Genomic DNA, 15575 nt, shown 5'->3' with positions numbered 1-15575 from the left:
CCGCGCTACCTCTTGTTGTGCAACATAATCGAAACCTTTCGGCGCTAGGGCTAAGAAGACTGGGGTTTCGTTTCCTCAATCCGTGCGCGTTTAAGCAAAATGGAATTACCGATAACGGACAGCGAGCTTGCCGTCATAGCCACCACACCCACCATTGGGTGCAGTAGACCGAAAGCTGCCACGGGTATGGCGGCCGCGTTATAGCCCGAGGCCCAGTACAAGTTCTGCACGATCTTTCGGTACGTGGCACGGGAGAGATTTATGGCGGCGACCACTTTTGACAGTTCTCCGCTCACCAAAGTTACTTCGGCCGCTTCAATGGCTACGTCGGCGCCGGCACCGATGGCAATGCCCACATCCGCCTGTTTAAGTGCCGGGGCGTCGTTAATACCATCACCCACCATAGCCACATGAGGCCCGTGAGTTTTTTGAAGTTCACGCACGGCATCCACTTTACCTTCCGGCAGAACGCCTGCCATGACTTCGTCAATGCCAACTTCGGCGGCGACGGCTTTGGCTGCCCGCTCGTTGTCGCCGGTCACCATGACCACGTGCAGGCCGAGATCGTGCATCATAGCGATGGCATTTTTAGAGTCGGGCTTCACCGCATCGGCCACGGCGACAATTCCGATTGCCCTGCCCTCATGGCCAACCAAAACGGCGGTTCTGCCTTGACCTTCCAGCCGTTCGAGTTCGGCGTCCAGCCCTTCCACCTCAACGCCCGATTCACTGAGCAAGCGTCGGTTGCCAATCAGTATTTTCTTTCCATCGACCACGCCTTCTACGCCTCTGGCGGTCACTGAGCGGAAGTCAGAAACATCGGCGATGGGAAGACCTTTGTCCCTAGCGCCGTCCACAATGGCTCTCGCGAGTGGATGCTCGGATGCGTTTTCTACCGCAGCGGCCAGCTCCAAAACCGAATTTTCTTCATAGCCTTTTGCGGCTACCACATCCGTCAACACCGGTTGCCCGAGAGTGATGGTACCGGTTTTATCCAGCACGACGACTTTAATGTCTTTCAGGCTTTGTATGGCTTCGCCGGAGCGAATGAGTACACCGCGCTCTGCGCCCAGACCGGAGCCCACCATAAGCGCGGTAGGCGTCGCTAAACCCAAAGCACACGGACAGGCGATAACCAATACCGCTACGGCCGCCAGAATGGCCGCCACGGGCGTGCTCACACCCGGGTCAACCCATGGCAGGAAATTCGCACCCCATTCGAGTATTGGACGAAGCTGATCGCTGAAAAGAACCCAGCCTAGAAACGCCGCAAAGGCGATCACAATAACGGCCGGGACAAAGCGGCCGGTTACCCGGTCAGCGTATTCCTGAATGGGAACTTTGGAGCCCTGGGCCTGCTCCACGAGTCGAATGACTTGCGATAAAAACGTATCCGAACCCACACGTTGTGCGCGTACTTTGAGTCGCCCTTCCTTGTTCACCGTTGCGCCAAGTACAGTATCACCAACGCCTTTTTCAACGGGCGTGGACTCCCCGGTGGCAATGGACTCGTCCACGTGACTGGTGCCCTCTATCACTTCACCGTCGGTTGGAATTTTGTCGCCGGGGCGCACAACCATCACGTCCCCTACCGCCAAGTCCGAGACGGCGACTTCGGTTTCTTCGCCGTTGCGTTCTACGCGCGCGGTCTTCGCGCCCATGGTTAGCAAACGTTTAATAGCCTGGGATGCCCGACCCTTGGCTTTTGTTTCCAAGTAGCGTCCGAGGATATGGAAGGTCATGATGGTCGCCGCCATTTCCATAAACGACGTCATGGGAAAAACAAAACCGGCCAGACCAATAAAGTAAGGCGGTAAGCTCCCCATGGAGATAAGCACATCCATGTTGGCCGTACGGTTGGTGAGCGAGCGCCAAGCGGACTTGTGAGTGGCCCAACCTCCGTATAAAAACACCACGGGGAAGGCCAGCACCGCGACAATGGCCAAATACCCGGGGATAGGCTGCCAAAACATGTGCGGCATCATAATCAGCATGATAACCGTGGTCGGGACAGCGGCTATCCACAAGCGCTTCTTGGCCTGCTTTAGGTAACGCTCTTCAGATTGGGAATCGGAAGAGGATCCGGACCCCGTTTCCACCGAGTCCACGTCATAACCGGCACGCTCGACCGCGGTCTTGATTTTTTCTGGCGCGACCCCTTCGGACTCAACCGTGACACGGTGCGCCGCAATGTTCGTTTGTACATCTTTCACGCCCGACAGGCGTCGGATCGAGCCGGCCACGATACCCGCGCAGTGATCGGAGCCCATACCCGGCACGACCAGGCGAACCACGGACGTATTACTTGAAGTCACGTCATCAACGTCATAGCCCGCTTTTTCTACGGCGCCTTTAATCATCTGCGTCGAGACTTGGTTCGCGTCGTAATCGACTTCCACTTTGTGCGTGGTGACGTTCGGCCGCACTTCGTGCACACCGGAGACCCGGTTTAAGGAGTCGCTGACGATCCCCGCGCAATGGTTAGAGCCCATCCCCGGAACGATCAGAGTCGCAGTAACCGTTGTGGTGGTGTCTGTGGATTCGTTCATGGCTTTTCCCTAAACGTGTCTGCCTGTTCGAGTACCTATACAGTACCTTACCACCCCGACTTTATATTGACTTATATCAAGCATCGCGGCATAACCCCTCTGGGTGACTCCCGCGCTGGCCTAAACAGTGCGACAATGCGGCGACATGAGACGAAATGTCTATTGGTCCCAGAGTTTTCATTGAAGTTCAGGTAGGGGAATTGAATGCGGGTTCCGGCGTTTCTGGTAGTGCTGGTCATCGTTGCAGGGGGAGCATCCGTCGTTAAGGCCGATCACGATTTCCGGCCTGACCGGTTGTTGGAAGAAGTCCACGTATGGGGTACGGCTCAGTCCGTCCATGAGGCTGGCTACAACACTCCCACCAGCGTCCTGCTTCCTGAGGACATGCAGGCCATCAATGCCACCACCACCGAAGATCTGGTGAAGTATGAACCTAGTCTAGTTATTCGTCGGCGCTTTATTGGCGACGCCAATGGCACTCTGGGTATGCGCGGTTCCAACATGTTTCAAACCTCCCGCGCTATGGTCTTCGCGGATGGCGTCCCCCTGCACTATTTGCTTCAGTCTCGCTGGAGCGGCGCGCCCCGCTGGACCATGGTGTCCGCCAGTGAGATCGAGCGGGTTGAGGTGCTCTATGGGCCCTTCTCCGCCGAGTACAGCGGCAACGCCATGGGCGGTGTGGTGCTTATTGAAACCGGTATTCCGCAGAAGCGTGAGTTTTACGCTGAAGGCACGTTTTTTAGCCAACAATTTTCAGATTACGCCTTCGACGATCACTTGAATGGCCATAAAGGTTTTGTTTCTTATGGAGACAAAGTCGGCAATCTGAGCTATTACCTATCCTACAACCGCCTGGAAAATGAGTCTCAGCCACAAAACTTTCTTGGCGCCAACCCAATCCCCACGAGTGGCGCAAGTACGGTTGAAGGCGGCATTCATGGATTGGATACACGCGCCCGCGAACAGCTGTGGTACGGCGATAGTGGCTCGGTCAACACCAGCACCGATAACGTAAAATTTAAGCTCGCTTACGATTTCGGGCAGTGGCAAACGCTCTTTAACGCCGCGTTCGAAGACCGCCGATCCAGCGCCCTCCCCAATTCATACATTACCGATGCTCAGGGCAACACCGTTTGGTCTGGCAACGATCTGCTACAGGACGGTTACCGGTTTTCTTTCGATTCTTCCAACTTAAGCGAAAGTAAACTCAACCGAGACACTCTATCACTTGGACTGCGCTTGAAGGGCGCACTGACTGAGCGAGTGCGCCTGGAGACCAACCTTAATCACTTCGATATCCTTAAAGATGTAGAGCGCACTTCCCTATTCCACCTCGAAGACGCCAATCACACTAGCGAGGGGCAGATATCCGCCTATGATGACAGCGGTTGGCAAACCGCAGAGATTAAGATGACGGTGCAAGACTTAGGGCTGGAGGGACTGGAGCTGGTCAGCGGTGTGCGCCATGAAAGTTACCGGCTCAACTTGGACGTATACGACTCGCCGGACTATTTAGCGTACGAACGCGGTGCCTTTAGAAGCCGCTTCGGCGGGCAAACCGAAATCAACGCCCTGTTCAGCCAGGCGAACTGGGCTATTTCGCGCCAGTGGGACGCATCTTTCGGGCTACGCTACGAAGAATTCCAGAGTCGTGACGGTTACTACAGCGAGTACAACACGACTACGCAAGAATTGGACTTGGTGACAGCGCCGCGTTCTGACGACGCCAAGCTATCTCCGAAGCTCTCCGTTGGTTACCGCCCGGCGGATTCCTGGCTGGTTCGATACTCGGTCGCCAGAGCCTACCGCTTTCCCATTGTGGAAGAGCTGTTCCGCCAGTACCAGGCGTACAACCGCATCAATGAAGCCAATCCAGACCTGGAGGCCGAAAAAGGCCTCCACCATAACTTGATGTTCGACAAAACCATCTCCGGCGGCTATCTACGCCTCAATCTCTTTCAGGAAACCGTGAAAAATGCCATCGAATCTCAAAGCACAACGATTGTTGGCGGCCCGAACGACGGTGTTTCGGTAAACACCTTTGTGCCTCTGGATGAAACGCAGGTTCACGGCATCGAGTTTATCGCCAACCAGTACGGCATGTTTCTGTCCAACTTGGATGTGCGTTTTAACGTGGCCTATACCCACGCGGAGATTACAGAAAACGCCAGCAACCCCGATTGGGAAGGTAATAGGTACCCGCGTATGCCAAAGTGGCGTACCAATCTATTGGCCACCTACCACCTAACGGAAGATTGGAATGCGGGTATCAGCCTACAGTATGCGAGCAATTCCTACGGCCGAATTCAGAATGACGACACCATTCGGGACGTTTACGGAGCCCAAGATGCCTACACCCGGATTGGCCTTCGAACCAACTACACTTTAACGGACAATCTGCGCGCCAGTTTCGGTGTGGACAACGTCACCAATGAAATTACTTATGTGGCACATCCCTGGCCCGGGCGTACTTTGTACCTGAGTCTGGCTTACCGACTTTAGGTATGTTGAATTGGCTCTAAAGTATTATCTAGCGAGCTGGCTGGCTACCGAGCTCCTCTGTTACTTATTTGCGCTACTGGCGGAAAAAAGGCTCTGGCTACCCTGCCTGGTTCGTGCTATAAAATAGGCATGCGTACTTTCTTCGTTAAATTCAACAATCTTTCTCTCCCGAGTTACGGTCGGGCGTTCGTCGTTCGCGCCTTTCTTTTCTAGGGGCGATTAGGGGCTTTCCTTAATCGCCCCAGCGCTCCCGCTAAATGTTCAGAAAAAACCCATAACAGTGCCAAGGCCACGTCGAGCCGGAAATTTCCGTATCACGTCAAGCATTGTTTTTAACCTATGTAACGTATTTAGTAAGAGGAAATATTTATGTTGGCGAAGCCCGAAGTCACAGTGTCATCCGATGATTATGCGCGCCTGTACGCTCTGCTGGAATCTATGCCGGATAGTCCGGCGTCTGAAAGGCTGATGGATGAGTTGGAGCGCGCGGCTATTGTAGAACGCGAGCAAGTGCCGCCGAATGTTGTGACCATGCATTCTAAAGTCACTTTTACAATTTTATCGACCAATAGAACGTTTACTTACAGGCTCGTGTACCCCCACGAAACCACAGGTGACGATACGCTTTCAGTCCTTACGCCGGTGGGCAGTGCGCTGATCGGACTTTCGGTCGGCCAAGAGATTGAGTGGCCGGTGAACGGCCAAAAGACAACGCTCGTGCGGCTTGATTCGATTGAGGCCTAATTCATCAAGCCGGCTAGCGGGAAGCGTCTTTGAGCGTAACACGCAAGGCCGGCAATTCATCATGAAAGGCGATACAACCCTGGAGCTTGGCGTGCTCTTCGTAGGGCGCGTCGTAACTCCAAGCCGCATCTTCCCGCACGCCCCCATTCAAGTGCAAATTGTAATAGCGCGCCCTGCTCTTGAACGGGCAGCGGGTCGTGGTACCGGATTCCTCTAGCTTATCCAACCGAACATCCTCATTAGGGATGTAGTAGCGAACGGGTTGCCGGTCTTCGCGCACTTGAATGGCTCTCGTGGATTCAGCAATCAACTCGCCCAGCGCCTCCACCTGCACGCAGCGGGAAATGGGTTCTTCTTCAACACGATGCTGAGGCCACTTTTGGTGGCCAGGTGATCGGCTTATGGTGCCTCCTGTCATATAGGTTCTGGGACTCAGTACAGGTTGGCTGGGTTCCCTTTGGGCGATTCTTCCGTCAGGCGCATTATTTGTTACAATCCCCGCACACCGGCGCTGCCCGGCTTCACATTGGGGAAAGGTATTCAATGCAAAACAACAACGCTTGGCTGTGGCTTTTTGGCGCTGCGGCGGTGGTTATCATCCTCGCCGGGTTGCGATCCATTAGCCACATAATTACGCCGTTTTTGTTAGCCTCGTTTATGGCCATTATTTGTATTCCGCCCCTGACCTGGATGCGGCGCAAGGGCCTGCCGGCGGCCGTGGCTCTACTGGTGCTGTTTGTGGGTGTGGGCCTGAGCTTCTTTTTGTTGTTTTTGGCGATTCGCAGCGCCGTGGAAGATTTGGCATTGCAAGCGCCTTTGTATCAAGAACGCATGGCCGCGATGATTGCGGGAATACAAAGCTACGCCCAGGCGCGAGGCGTCCCCCAGGAGTTTATTCCGCAAGGATTTATGGTCGATACGGCCACGATTACCGAAGTTGCGCGCATGTTGGCCAGGGGTGTTGGGCAGTTTACGGCGTATTTATTTTTCGTCTTGCTAGCGTTTATGTTTATTCTTCTGGAAGAGCGCACCCTGCCAGATAAATTCAAAGCAGCCTTTCCGAGCAAACGGCGCGCCCAAGTGCGGACGCGTCATTTTCTGCGCTCTGTGAACCGGTATCTCGCTGTCAAAACCACCACCAGTATCATCACGGGCGCTATCATCGGCACCGGGTTGTCGATTGTGGGTGTGGATTTTGCGATTCTGTGGGGCATTCTGGCCGGCTTGTTGAATTTTATTCCCACCATCGGTTCGATCATTGCGGCGGTACCGGCGGTGTTGATCGCCCTACTCGGCTTGGGCTTCAGCGAGGCGGTCATCGTGGTAATCATTTACCTGGTGCCCAATGTGCTGATCGGGAGCATTATTGAACCACGCCTGATGGGCCAAACGCTTGGCCTGTCTCCGATCGTCGTACTGATTTCCTTGTTAATTTGGGGCTGGGTGTTTGGTCCGGTGGGTATGCTCTTATCGATCCTGCTCACCATGATCGTCAAGCTGGCGCTGGAGTCCAGTGCGCAGACTCAGTGGTTGGGGATTTTGTTGAGCGATAAAGCTAAACGGCGTTAGTCTACATGGGAAATCGAATTAGAGTGCTTCGTAAGCTAGCCCTCGGGGGCGCGCAGGGTGAGTGTTCAGCAAACGTCGTAAACCCAGTCCCTACGCGCTCCCGGCGCTTCGTGACACTCCTCGCTTCCCTGCGAGTCGTCCATGGGGACTGCCTCACCGGAGCGCCGGCCGAAAGGTCCCTCTTTTGAGGCTTGCTGAACACTCACCCTGCACGCCCCCAGTAGCCTCAGGCTATGGCATTCTTTTCTCAAACTCAAAGACAAGAATGCCTTAGTTGCGGCAACGGAGGCGACCTCCGACATCAACTCAAAACTATTCCGGACAGCAATGCGCGAAAGCAGGAATCCGTTACCAACCCTTATTCAGATCGAACCTTAGCCACAGCTGACTGCCAGCGCTGGTACAAGTCTTCGCGCTTAGACTCTTCCAGCTTGGGCTGGTACTGCTCTTTGGCTTCCCACAATTTTTCCATTGCTTCCAAACTGTCGTAATGCCCCAACTGCAACGCGGCCAGCATGGTCGCACCTTGCGCGGTGGCTTCCGCTGTATTGCTGGTGACAGTTTCAACCGCTGTAATGGACGCAAGCGCTTGGAGGAACCAGCGGTTTTTTACCATGCCGCCGTCAACGCGCAAGGTTTTTACTTCAATGCCGTCTTTCACCATAGCTCGCAGGAGATCTTCCGTCTGCAGTGCCACGCTGTGGATTGCGGCGGCCACTAGCTGCTTAGCACCGGTATCGCGGGTCATACCGAAGATTGCCGCGCGCGCGTCAGGATCCCAATAAGGCGCTCCTAGCCCGGTGAAGGCGGGGACCATGATCTCTGATTGATCGTGCGGCACGGATTCCGCCAGCTTCTCTGCATCGGAAGATTTTTCCAACAGCCCCAAACTGTCGCGCAACCATTGAATAATGGCTCCAGCCATGAAAATGCTGCCTTCCAACGCGTAGGTGGTTTTTCCCTGCAAACGATAACCCACGGTGGTCAGTAGGTTGTTTTCACTCACTCGTATCTCGTCGCCCGTGTTCACCACCGCAAAACAACCGGTACCGTAGGTGCTTTTGATCATGCCGGGTTTAAAACACGCTTGACCCACCAGGGCTGAATGCTGATCACCAATCATGCTGCAAATGGGAATGTCACGGCCCAACCATTCGGCGTCGCATTGGCCAAATTCCGCAGCGTTGTCCTTTACTTCCGGCAACATGCTGGCCGGAACGCCAAGGATTTCCAGCAGCTCCTGGTCCCACTCCTGCTTGTGAATGTTGAACATCAGGGTGCGCGAGGCGTTGGTTGCGTCCGTGGCGTGCACCTGTCCTTTGCTGAAACGCCAGAGCAAAAAAGTATCCACTGTGCCAAACAGCAAATCACCTTTTTCAGCCCGCTCGCGGGCGCCTTTGACGTTATCCAGAATCCATTTGAGTTTGGTGCCGGAAAAGTAGGGGTCGAGTCGCAAGCCGGTGCTGTTGTGAAATTTGGAGAGAAGCCCCTGCTCTTGCAACTCCCGGCAGATGTCCGAGGTGCGCCGATCCTGCCAAACAATGGCCCGGCAAACAGGCTCGCCGCTGTGCTTGTCCCACACTACCGTGGTTTCGCGCTGATTGGTGATGCCAATCCCCTGTACGTCGCTGGCGCTTGCCCCGGCTTTTACCATGGCTTTTTTGCAGCTGCGGAGCACCGTTTGCCAAATGTCCTCTGGATCGTGCTCAACCCATCCATTGTCCGGGTAGTGCTGTTTAAACTCCTCTTGCCCGCTCGCCACTACCTTCATGTCCGGGGTATAGAGGATGGCGCGGCTGGAGGTGGTGCCCTGGTCAATGGTGAGGATGTATTGGCTCATAGGACGCTTTCCTTAAAGTCAGTCGGGTGCGGTATTGTCGGCAACTCACTGAACAATTGTTTAATGTGGTTTCTTCACAATGTATCGTAAACAATTGTTTTTAAAAGAATATATGGATCCCCGCTTTCACGGGAATGACGAGCGTGGGGACGACGGCTCGCCGTACCCCTAAAACTATAAAGCAGGGCTTAACGAATGCAAAGGGAGGAATGAGGAGGTTGGCCGCGCAGAGCGCGGCCGAACGGATCAGTGGTATTCGCGGCAACAATCGGTGATGCGTTTCATGGTATCGAAGTCTTTTTCGCCACAATGCTCAGCGATGTCGCTCAGGCTGACAACGCCGACAAAGTCTTTGCTCTCTTCGTTGTTTAGCACCACCAAACGCTGGACGTGTTGCTGGTGCATGTTTGCCAAAATGTCGTTAATGTCCTCATCCTCATAACAGAAAAGGACCTGTGCGGTCATGACGGTACTGACTTTGTCGTCCGGGGTTTTTCCATTCACCATGGCACGGGTCGCGATATCCCGATCCGTTACTATGCCAACCAATTTTTCGCCCTCGGCGACAGGAGCAAAGCCACGGCCTTCTTCCATCATCCGCATGGCCGCATCGCGAATACTGGTATTGGCGTCTATATATTCCGGTCTCTCGGTCATCAGCTCTTTGACTTGCATAGCTCTTCTCCTTAATCGCGGTGGGAACCTGCATCTTGTGAAGGGGCTACAGTACTCTGGCATGCCAGCTTACAAAAAGTTGCAGCCATTCCTGCTACCAGAGCACATCGGTATGGAGATTGGGTTGCGGTTGGCAGGACCGCAGATAAGCCTTATGCTGTAGTGAACCCTTATGCTGTGATGAATACAGTCTAGTAGGTTTTTCGGCCATTTGGCAGCAGAGGCTAATCCATGGTGAGTCAATCGCAATCCCAGCCGGCTGAACACCGGCCTGTATATATCGTTGATGGTGCGCGCACCCCCTTTCTGAAAGCCCGCGGGCGCCCCGGTCCCTTTACCCCCGTCGACTTGGCTGTGCAATGTGGGCGTCCGTTGATTATGCGGAATAATCTGTCGCCCGACGTTTTCGACCAAGTCATTTTGGGTTGCGTCAACGTCATCTCTGAAGAGATGAACCCCGCGCGCGTCGCGGCCTTGCGCCTGGGTATGGGCGAGGCTATGCCCGCCTTTACGGTACAGATTAACTGCGGCTCCGGCATGCAGTCCATTGACACTGCGTACAAATACATTCGCGATGGCGGCGCCGACCTGATTCTGGCCGGCGGCGCTGAAGCGCTAAGCCACTCCCCGCTCCTTCTACAGCAAAACGCCGTCAATTGGCTTGCGGATTTTCAACGCGCCAAAGGCATAGGTTCGCGCCTGGGAAGTTTAACGCGCTTCCGCCCCGCCGATTTTAAACCGGTCATCGGCCTTGAGCGCGGCCTAACGGATCCCATCGTTGAATTGAATATGGGCCAAACCGCTGAAGTGATTGGCCAACTGTTTAATGTGACCCGCGCACAGGCGGACGAATACGCCGTGTCCAGCCATCACCGGTTGGCGCGCGCGCAAAAAGAGGGCTGGCTGGAAAATGAAGTCGTGCCCTTAATCAGCCGGGATGGAAAAATGTACACTTCCGACGACGGCGTCCGCCCGGACAGCTCGGTGGAACATTTGTCCACACTTAAACCGGTGTTCGAACGCCCTTACGGCAAGGTGACCGCCGGTAATAGCTCGCAAATTACCGACGGTGCGTCGTGGGTAATTCTCGCCTCTGAGGAAGCGGTTAAAAAATACAAACTTGAACCCCGCGCCGTCATTGCCGACAGTTATTGGTCCGCACTCGATCCTGAAATCATGGGCCTGGCCCCTGTACTCAGCGCCAGCGAACTGCTTAAACGCGGAAAGTTTAGCCTTGAAGACATTGACCTATGGGAGCTGAACGAAGCCTTCGCCACACAGGTATTGGCTTGCCTGGCGGCCTGGGACGATGCCGACTTCAGTCGACTCGCGCTTGGTCGAGACGAGCCCTACGGCCGTATCGATCGGGAGAAGCTGAACGTGGATGGTGGCGCGGTCAGTCTCGGTCACCCAGTGGGTACCAGCGGGAACCGAATCGTTCTTCATCTGATTAATGCCATGCATCGTCAGGGCCTAAAACGCGGTATCGCGACCGAGTGTATCGGTGGCGGCCAGTCCGGCGCCATGCTGATCGAAACTCTATAGGAGAAGAGCTGATATGACCGGCAAATTGTACTCTGCCCTCAAAGCTCGCAGCGTCGAGCTGGGGCCATTTAAAGACGCTCCCGCCGCAACCGGCCATTGGAAGAATTGGCAGCTAGCCCGCGACGCACAAGGCGTGGCATGGCTACTCATGGACAAAAAAGACTCGAGCGTTAACGTACTGTCTGAAGACCTTTTGCAAGAACTGGATGAAGTACTCGATAGCCTGCACAACGATACTCCCACAGCCTTAGTACTCCGCTCAGCTAAACCCGGTAGTTTTTGCGTTGGCGCGGACATAAAAGAATTCCGTCACCTGAACAGTGAAGAGGAAGTTGCCAGTAAATTGGGTGCGGCACACGCCGTAGCACAAAAACTGGTAGACCTGCCCTGCCCGACCGTGGCCGTGATTCACGGCCAAGCTTTGGGTGGTGGCCTTGAGCTGGCCTTATGCTGTGATTACCGAATGGCCGTACCCGGATCCACAGTCGGGCTACCGGAAATTATGCTGGGTTTGCACCCGGGCCTGGGCGGCACTTTGAGATTGTGTCAGCTAATCGACCCACTCGCCGCCATGACCATGATGTTGACCGGCAAAAACACCCGCGACAAAAAAGCCAAATCGCTTGGCATCATTGACCAGCTGGTGGAAGAGCGGCACCTGGACAACGCCATTGAAGCGGCGATTGAGGGGAAGATCAAACAACGCAAATCCGGTTTGCGCTCCAGCGTGTTTAACATTCGCTGGGTGCGCTCCCTGGCCGCTAAAAAAATGCGCTCTCAGGCCGCCGAGAAAGCGCCGCCGCAGCACTATCCTGCGCCGGAAGCGTTGATTACCCTATGGGAAGAGCAAGGTGGCAGTGCGCGCACCTGGCTGCAGGAGGAGATCACCTCCTTCGCGCATTTGATGGCCACCGACACCTCGCGCAATCTCGTGCGTATATTTTTCTTGCGTGAAAAAATGAAAGCGCTGGCGGCCAACAAAGGCTCAGATGGACCCACACCGGAGCCGATTCGCCATGTGCATGTGATCGGTGCCGGTGCCATGGGTGGCGATATTGCCGGTTGGTGTGCTGTGCAGGGCCTGCGTGTAACTCTTTTCGATATGCAGGCGGAAACCATTGCCAAAGCCGTTGGTAAAACCGCAGACCTTTGCAAGAAAAAACACCTCTCCAAGGCCGATACCCGCGATGTTTTAGATCGTTTGATTCCAGATTTTCACAACATCGGCGTCGCCCAAGCGGATTTGGTGCTGGAGGCCGTGCCAGAGAAAATTGACATCAAGCACAAGGTATTTGCGGACATTGAACCCCGCATGAAACCCGGCGCGATCTTGGCCACCAACACCTCAAGCATTCCCTTGGAGCAACTGCAGGAAGGCTTAAAAGATCCGAGCCGCATGGTGGGGGTACACTTTTTTAACCCGGTCGCCCTAATGCAGCTGGTGGAAGTTGTGGAACACTCTAAAGCCAGTAAGGAAACACTGGCACGAGCTCGAGCTTTTGTGGGGCAGATTTCCCGGCTTCCTGCTCCCGTCACCAGCGCACCCGGATTTTTGGTGAACCGTGCCCTAACGCCTTATCTGATGGAAGCGTTAGTCATGCTCGATGAAGGCATGGCGGCAGAAAGCATCGATCAAGTCGCGCTGGATTTCGGCATGCCCATGGGGCCGATTGAACTGGCGGATCAAGTTGGCCTGGATATTTGTCTTGGCGTAGCCGACATGTTGCGCGAACGCCTGGACAACGATATGCCCCAGACACCCGGCTGGCTGAGTAAAAAAGTCGACAACGGCGAACTGGGGCGCAAAACGGATGCGGGCTTATACCGTTGGAAAGACGGCAAGCCGGATAAAAAACAGGATCCGCCCAAAGCACCCGAGGATACCCTTGATCGCTTGATACTGCCCATGCTCAACGCTTGCATGGCGTGCTTGCGTGAAGGCGTAATTCAGGACGCGGACCTGCTCGACGGTGCCATGATTTTCGGTACCGGTTTTGCGCCCTTCCGGGGTGGCCCCATGCATTACGCTCGTAATCGTGGCTACTCGGATGTCAAAGCCAGCCTGCAATCACTGGAACAGTTGCATGGCGAACGTTTCGCGCCGGACTCAGGATGGGAGAAAGAGCCCGATGACGACTGATAATCGACCAACGATTTATGAGGATGTCGAAGCCCTGGTTGATACCATTGTCGAGCGATTGGGGAGAAAAGTGGTGGTTGGCTTACCCTTGGGTTTGGGCAAAGCCAACCATATCATCAACGCTTTGTATAAGCGGGCTAAGGAAGACAGTGAGCTCTCCTTAAGCATTTACACCGCCCTGACCCTGGAAGCCCCCAAAGGCGGCAGCAATCTGGAGCAACGTTTTCTCGCCCCTATCGCTGAGCGCCTTTTCGATGACTACCCGGCACTGGACTACGCCAAAGATTTACGGGCGGGCACCTTGCCGGAAAACGTTCAAGTGCGGGATTTCTTTCTGCAGCCAGGTCGATGGCTGAACAGCGACAGCGCACAGCAGGCCCACATCTCCGTTAACTACACTCACGCGCTGGATAACCTCTTGCAGGCCGGCGTAAACCTTATTCTCCAGTTGGTCAGTCCCTCGGATGATGCCAAGCCCGGCAAGGAGGCCGATCGGTACAGCCTAAGCTGTAATCCGGACATCAGTGCCGACCTACTGCGCCTAAAACGCCTGGGGCGCGTGTCGGTTATCAGTGTTGGTCAAGTCAATAGCCGCCTGCCCTTTCTCGGTGGTCAGGCCGATCGCCCGGCGTCGGATTTCGATTATATACTGCACGGCGACAACTACGAGTTTCCGTTGTTTATGCCGCCGCACAAACCCGTGCCGGACAGTGATTACGCCATAGGTTTGCACGCGGCCAGTTTGATACCCGATGGCGGCACGTTACAAATTGGGATTGGTTCAACCGGGGATGCCATCAGTCAGGCGTTGATCTTACGCCAGCTACAATCGCCCACCTTCAATGACCTGCTCGATCGACTCAATGACGACCGACCTGCACCGCTATCCAAGTACCGTGCACCTTTCTCCGCTGGACTTTACGGCCTAACAGAAATGGTCGTCGAAGGCTTTTTAAAAATGATACAGGCAAAGGTGATTAAACGGCAGGTAGACGGTGCGCTTGTGCATGGTGCTTTCTTTGTCGGTAGCCCGGTGTTTTACCAAGTACTGGAGGAGCTCGGCCCGGAGCTACGCGCCAAGATTCAAATGATGCCGGTGTCTTTCACCAATCAATTGTACGGCGACGAAATGCACAAGCGCGAAGGACGCACCGGCGCGCGCTTTATCAACAGCGCCATGAAAGTCACCTTAAATGGAGCCGTGGTGTCTGACGGGCTGGAAGATGGCCGTGTGGTCAGCGGCGTAGGCGGTCAGTACAATTTTGTATCTCAGGCGTTTGCGCTCAACGGAGCGCGTTCCGTAATTACCGTGCCCGCCACACGCACTAAAGCGGGCAAGGTAACGTCCAACATTATCCCCAGCTATGGTCACACCACCATTCCCCGACATTTGCGAGACATCGTCATTACGGAATACGGTATTGCGGATTTACGCGGGAAAAGCGATGCAGAAGTCATAGCCGCCCTGTTGAACATCACCGACTCACGCTTTCAAATGGAGTTGCTTCAAGGCGCCAAAAAAGCGGGCAAGTTACCGCGCGAATACCAAATTCCGGATGCCTTCTGCGTTAACACGCCAGAGCGCGTTTCCAAAGCTCTGGAACCCGCGCGTGAAGCCGGTCAGTTGCCGCACTTCCCGCTTGGCAGTGGCTTAACACAAGTGGAAGAGCATCTGGCGGCCGCGCTAGCGAAGTTGGCACCACAGGTGGGCAACAAAACGGCTCTGATGCAAATGGTGTTCAAAGGTCTACGCCGGGAACCTACCGAGCGCATGAACAACAGTTTGGAACGCATGCAGTTGGCCCGGCCCAGCAGTATGAAAGAGCGCCTGTATCGCGCGCTTTTGCTGGCAAATATGGACGAGTAGTTGTTTCAAAAAGACTTCTAGGAAGCGTCTGTTGCTTCCTGGGAAAAGTGGCCGGAATAGCTTCGTAAGCAAGCCCAAGGGGCGCGCAGGGTGAGTGTTCAGCAAACGTCGTGAACCCCTCCCTGGGGACTGCCTCAAAAGGTC

The 15575-nt window shown here is 54.9% G+C and carries 10 protein-coding genes; 6 read left to right on the top strand and 4 right to left on the bottom strand.

All coding sequences use genetic code 11. From position 1 onward, the window contains the following. Positions 1–50 precede the first annotated feature (50 nt). On the bottom strand, positions 51–2549 hold the full coding sequence (locus tag RBH33_RS13780) for a heavy metal translocating P-type ATPase (RefSeq protein WP_306732790.1): 2499 nt from the start codon (positions 2547–2549) through the stop codon (positions 51–53). Positions 2550–2753: 204 nt separating this feature from the next. Between RBH33_RS13780 and RBH33_RS13775 the strand changes: the two genes are divergently transcribed. Further along, the gene (locus tag RBH33_RS13775; RefSeq protein ID WP_306732789.1) at positions 2754–5051 is read left to right on the top strand and encodes a TonB-dependent receptor; all 2298 of its coding nucleotides are present in this window, start codon (positions 2754–2756) and stop codon (positions 5049–5051) included. 369 nt (positions 5052–5420) lie between these two features. Beyond that, on the top strand, positions 5421–5795 hold the full coding sequence (rnk, locus tag RBH33_RS13770) for a nucleoside diphosphate kinase regulator (protein ID WP_306732788.1): 375 nt from the start codon (positions 5421–5423) through the stop codon (positions 5793–5795). 13 nt (positions 5796–5808) lie between these two features. Here the strand turns inward: rnk and RBH33_RS13765 are convergent, their stop codons facing one another. Further along, positions 5809–6213, bottom strand: a complete 405-nt coding sequence (locus RBH33_RS13765) for a DUF427 domain-containing protein (RefSeq protein ID WP_306732787.1) — start codon at positions 6211–6213, stop codon at positions 5809–5811. A gap of 125 nt (positions 6214–6338) precedes the next feature. Between RBH33_RS13765 and RBH33_RS13760 the strand changes: the two genes are divergently transcribed. Then, positions 6339–7364 carry an AI-2E family transporter gene (locus RBH33_RS13760; RefSeq protein WP_306732786.1) on the top strand — a complete coding sequence of 342 codons (1026 nt, stop codon included), beginning with the start codon at positions 6339–6341 and terminating at the stop codon, positions 7362–7364. A 358-nt stretch (positions 7365–7722) separates the two neighbouring features. Here the strand turns inward: RBH33_RS13760 and glpK are convergent, their stop codons facing one another. Continuing rightward, positions 7723–9204: a glycerol kinase GlpK gene (glpK, locus tag RBH33_RS13755; protein WP_306732785.1), complete on the bottom strand. Its 1482-nt coding sequence runs from the start codon at positions 9202–9204 to the stop codon at positions 7723–7725. Between the two features lie 246 nt (positions 9205–9450). After that, positions 9451–9879 carry a CBS domain-containing protein gene (locus tag RBH33_RS13750; RefSeq protein ID WP_306732784.1) on the bottom strand — a complete coding sequence of 143 codons (429 nt, stop codon included), beginning with the start codon at positions 9877–9879 and terminating at the stop codon, positions 9451–9453. A 231-nt stretch (positions 9880–10110) separates the two neighbouring features. Here RBH33_RS13750 and RBH33_RS13745 point away from each other — a divergent pair, with 231 nt between their 5' ends. The 3 genes from RBH33_RS13745 to RBH33_RS13735 are packed head-to-tail and all read left to right on the top strand — an operon-like array spanning position 10111 to position 15431. Continuing rightward, positions 10111–11424: an acetyl-CoA C-acetyltransferase gene (locus tag RBH33_RS13745; protein ID WP_306732783.1), complete on the top strand. Its 1314-nt coding sequence runs from the start codon at positions 10111–10113 to the stop codon at positions 11422–11424. A 13-nt stretch (positions 11425–11437) separates the two neighbouring features. Continuing rightward, positions 11438–13564, top strand: coding sequence for a 3-hydroxyacyl-CoA dehydrogenase NAD-binding domain-containing protein (locus RBH33_RS13740; RefSeq protein WP_306732782.1), 2127 nt, complete (start codon positions 11438–11440; stop codon positions 13562–13564). Then, positions 13554–15431, top strand: coding sequence for an acetyl-CoA hydrolase/transferase C-terminal domain-containing protein (locus RBH33_RS13735; protein ID WP_306732781.1), 1878 nt, complete (start codon positions 13554–13556; stop codon positions 15429–15431). Before RBH33_RS13740 ends, RBH33_RS13735 begins: the two co-directional genes overlap by 11 nt. The last annotated feature ends 144 nt before the right edge of the window (positions 15432–15575 follow it).

Source organism: Marinimicrobium hydrolyticum (assembly GCF_030848505.1).
Taxonomy (GTDB): Bacteria; Pseudomonadota; Gammaproteobacteria; order Pseudomonadales; family Cellvibrionaceae; genus JAVDDU01.
This window is presented reverse-complemented; position numbering and strand designations above follow the sequence as displayed.

Bases quoted from the DNA above. Each gene is read 5' to 3' on its own strand.
- RBH33_RS13780 (WP_306732790.1), bottom strand. From the start codon at position 2,549: ATGAACGAATCCACAGACACCACCACAACGGTTACTGCGACTCTGATC.
- RBH33_RS13775 (WP_306732789.1), top strand. From the start codon at position 2,754: ATGCGGGTTCCGGCGTTTCTGGTAGTGCTGGTCATCGTTGCAGGGGGA.
- rnk (WP_306732788.1), top strand. From the start codon at position 5,421: ATGTTGGCGAAGCCCGAAGTCACAGTGTCATCCGATGATTATGCGCGC.
- RBH33_RS13765 (WP_306732787.1), bottom strand. From the start codon at position 6,213: ATGACAGGAGGCACCATAAGCCGATCACCTGGCCACCAAAAGTGGCCT.
- RBH33_RS13760 (WP_306732786.1), top strand. From the start codon at position 6,339: ATGCAAAACAACAACGCTTGGCTGTGGCTTTTTGGCGCTGCGGCGGTG.
- glpK (WP_306732785.1), bottom strand. From the start codon at position 9,204: ATGAGCCAATACATCCTCACCATTGACCAGGGCACCACCTCCAGCCGC.
- RBH33_RS13750 (WP_306732784.1), bottom strand. From the start codon at position 9,879: ATGCAAGTCAAAGAGCTGATGACCGAGAGACCGGAATATATAGACGCC.
- RBH33_RS13745 (WP_306732783.1), top strand. From the start codon at position 10,111: ATGGTGAGTCAATCGCAATCCCAGCCGGCTGAACACCGGCCTGTATAT.
- RBH33_RS13740 (WP_306732782.1), top strand. From the start codon at position 11,438: ATGACCGGCAAATTGTACTCTGCCCTCAAAGCTCGCAGCGTCGAGCTG.
- RBH33_RS13735 (WP_306732781.1), top strand. From the start codon at position 13,554: ATGACGACTGATAATCGACCAACGATTTATGAGGATGTCGAAGCCCTG.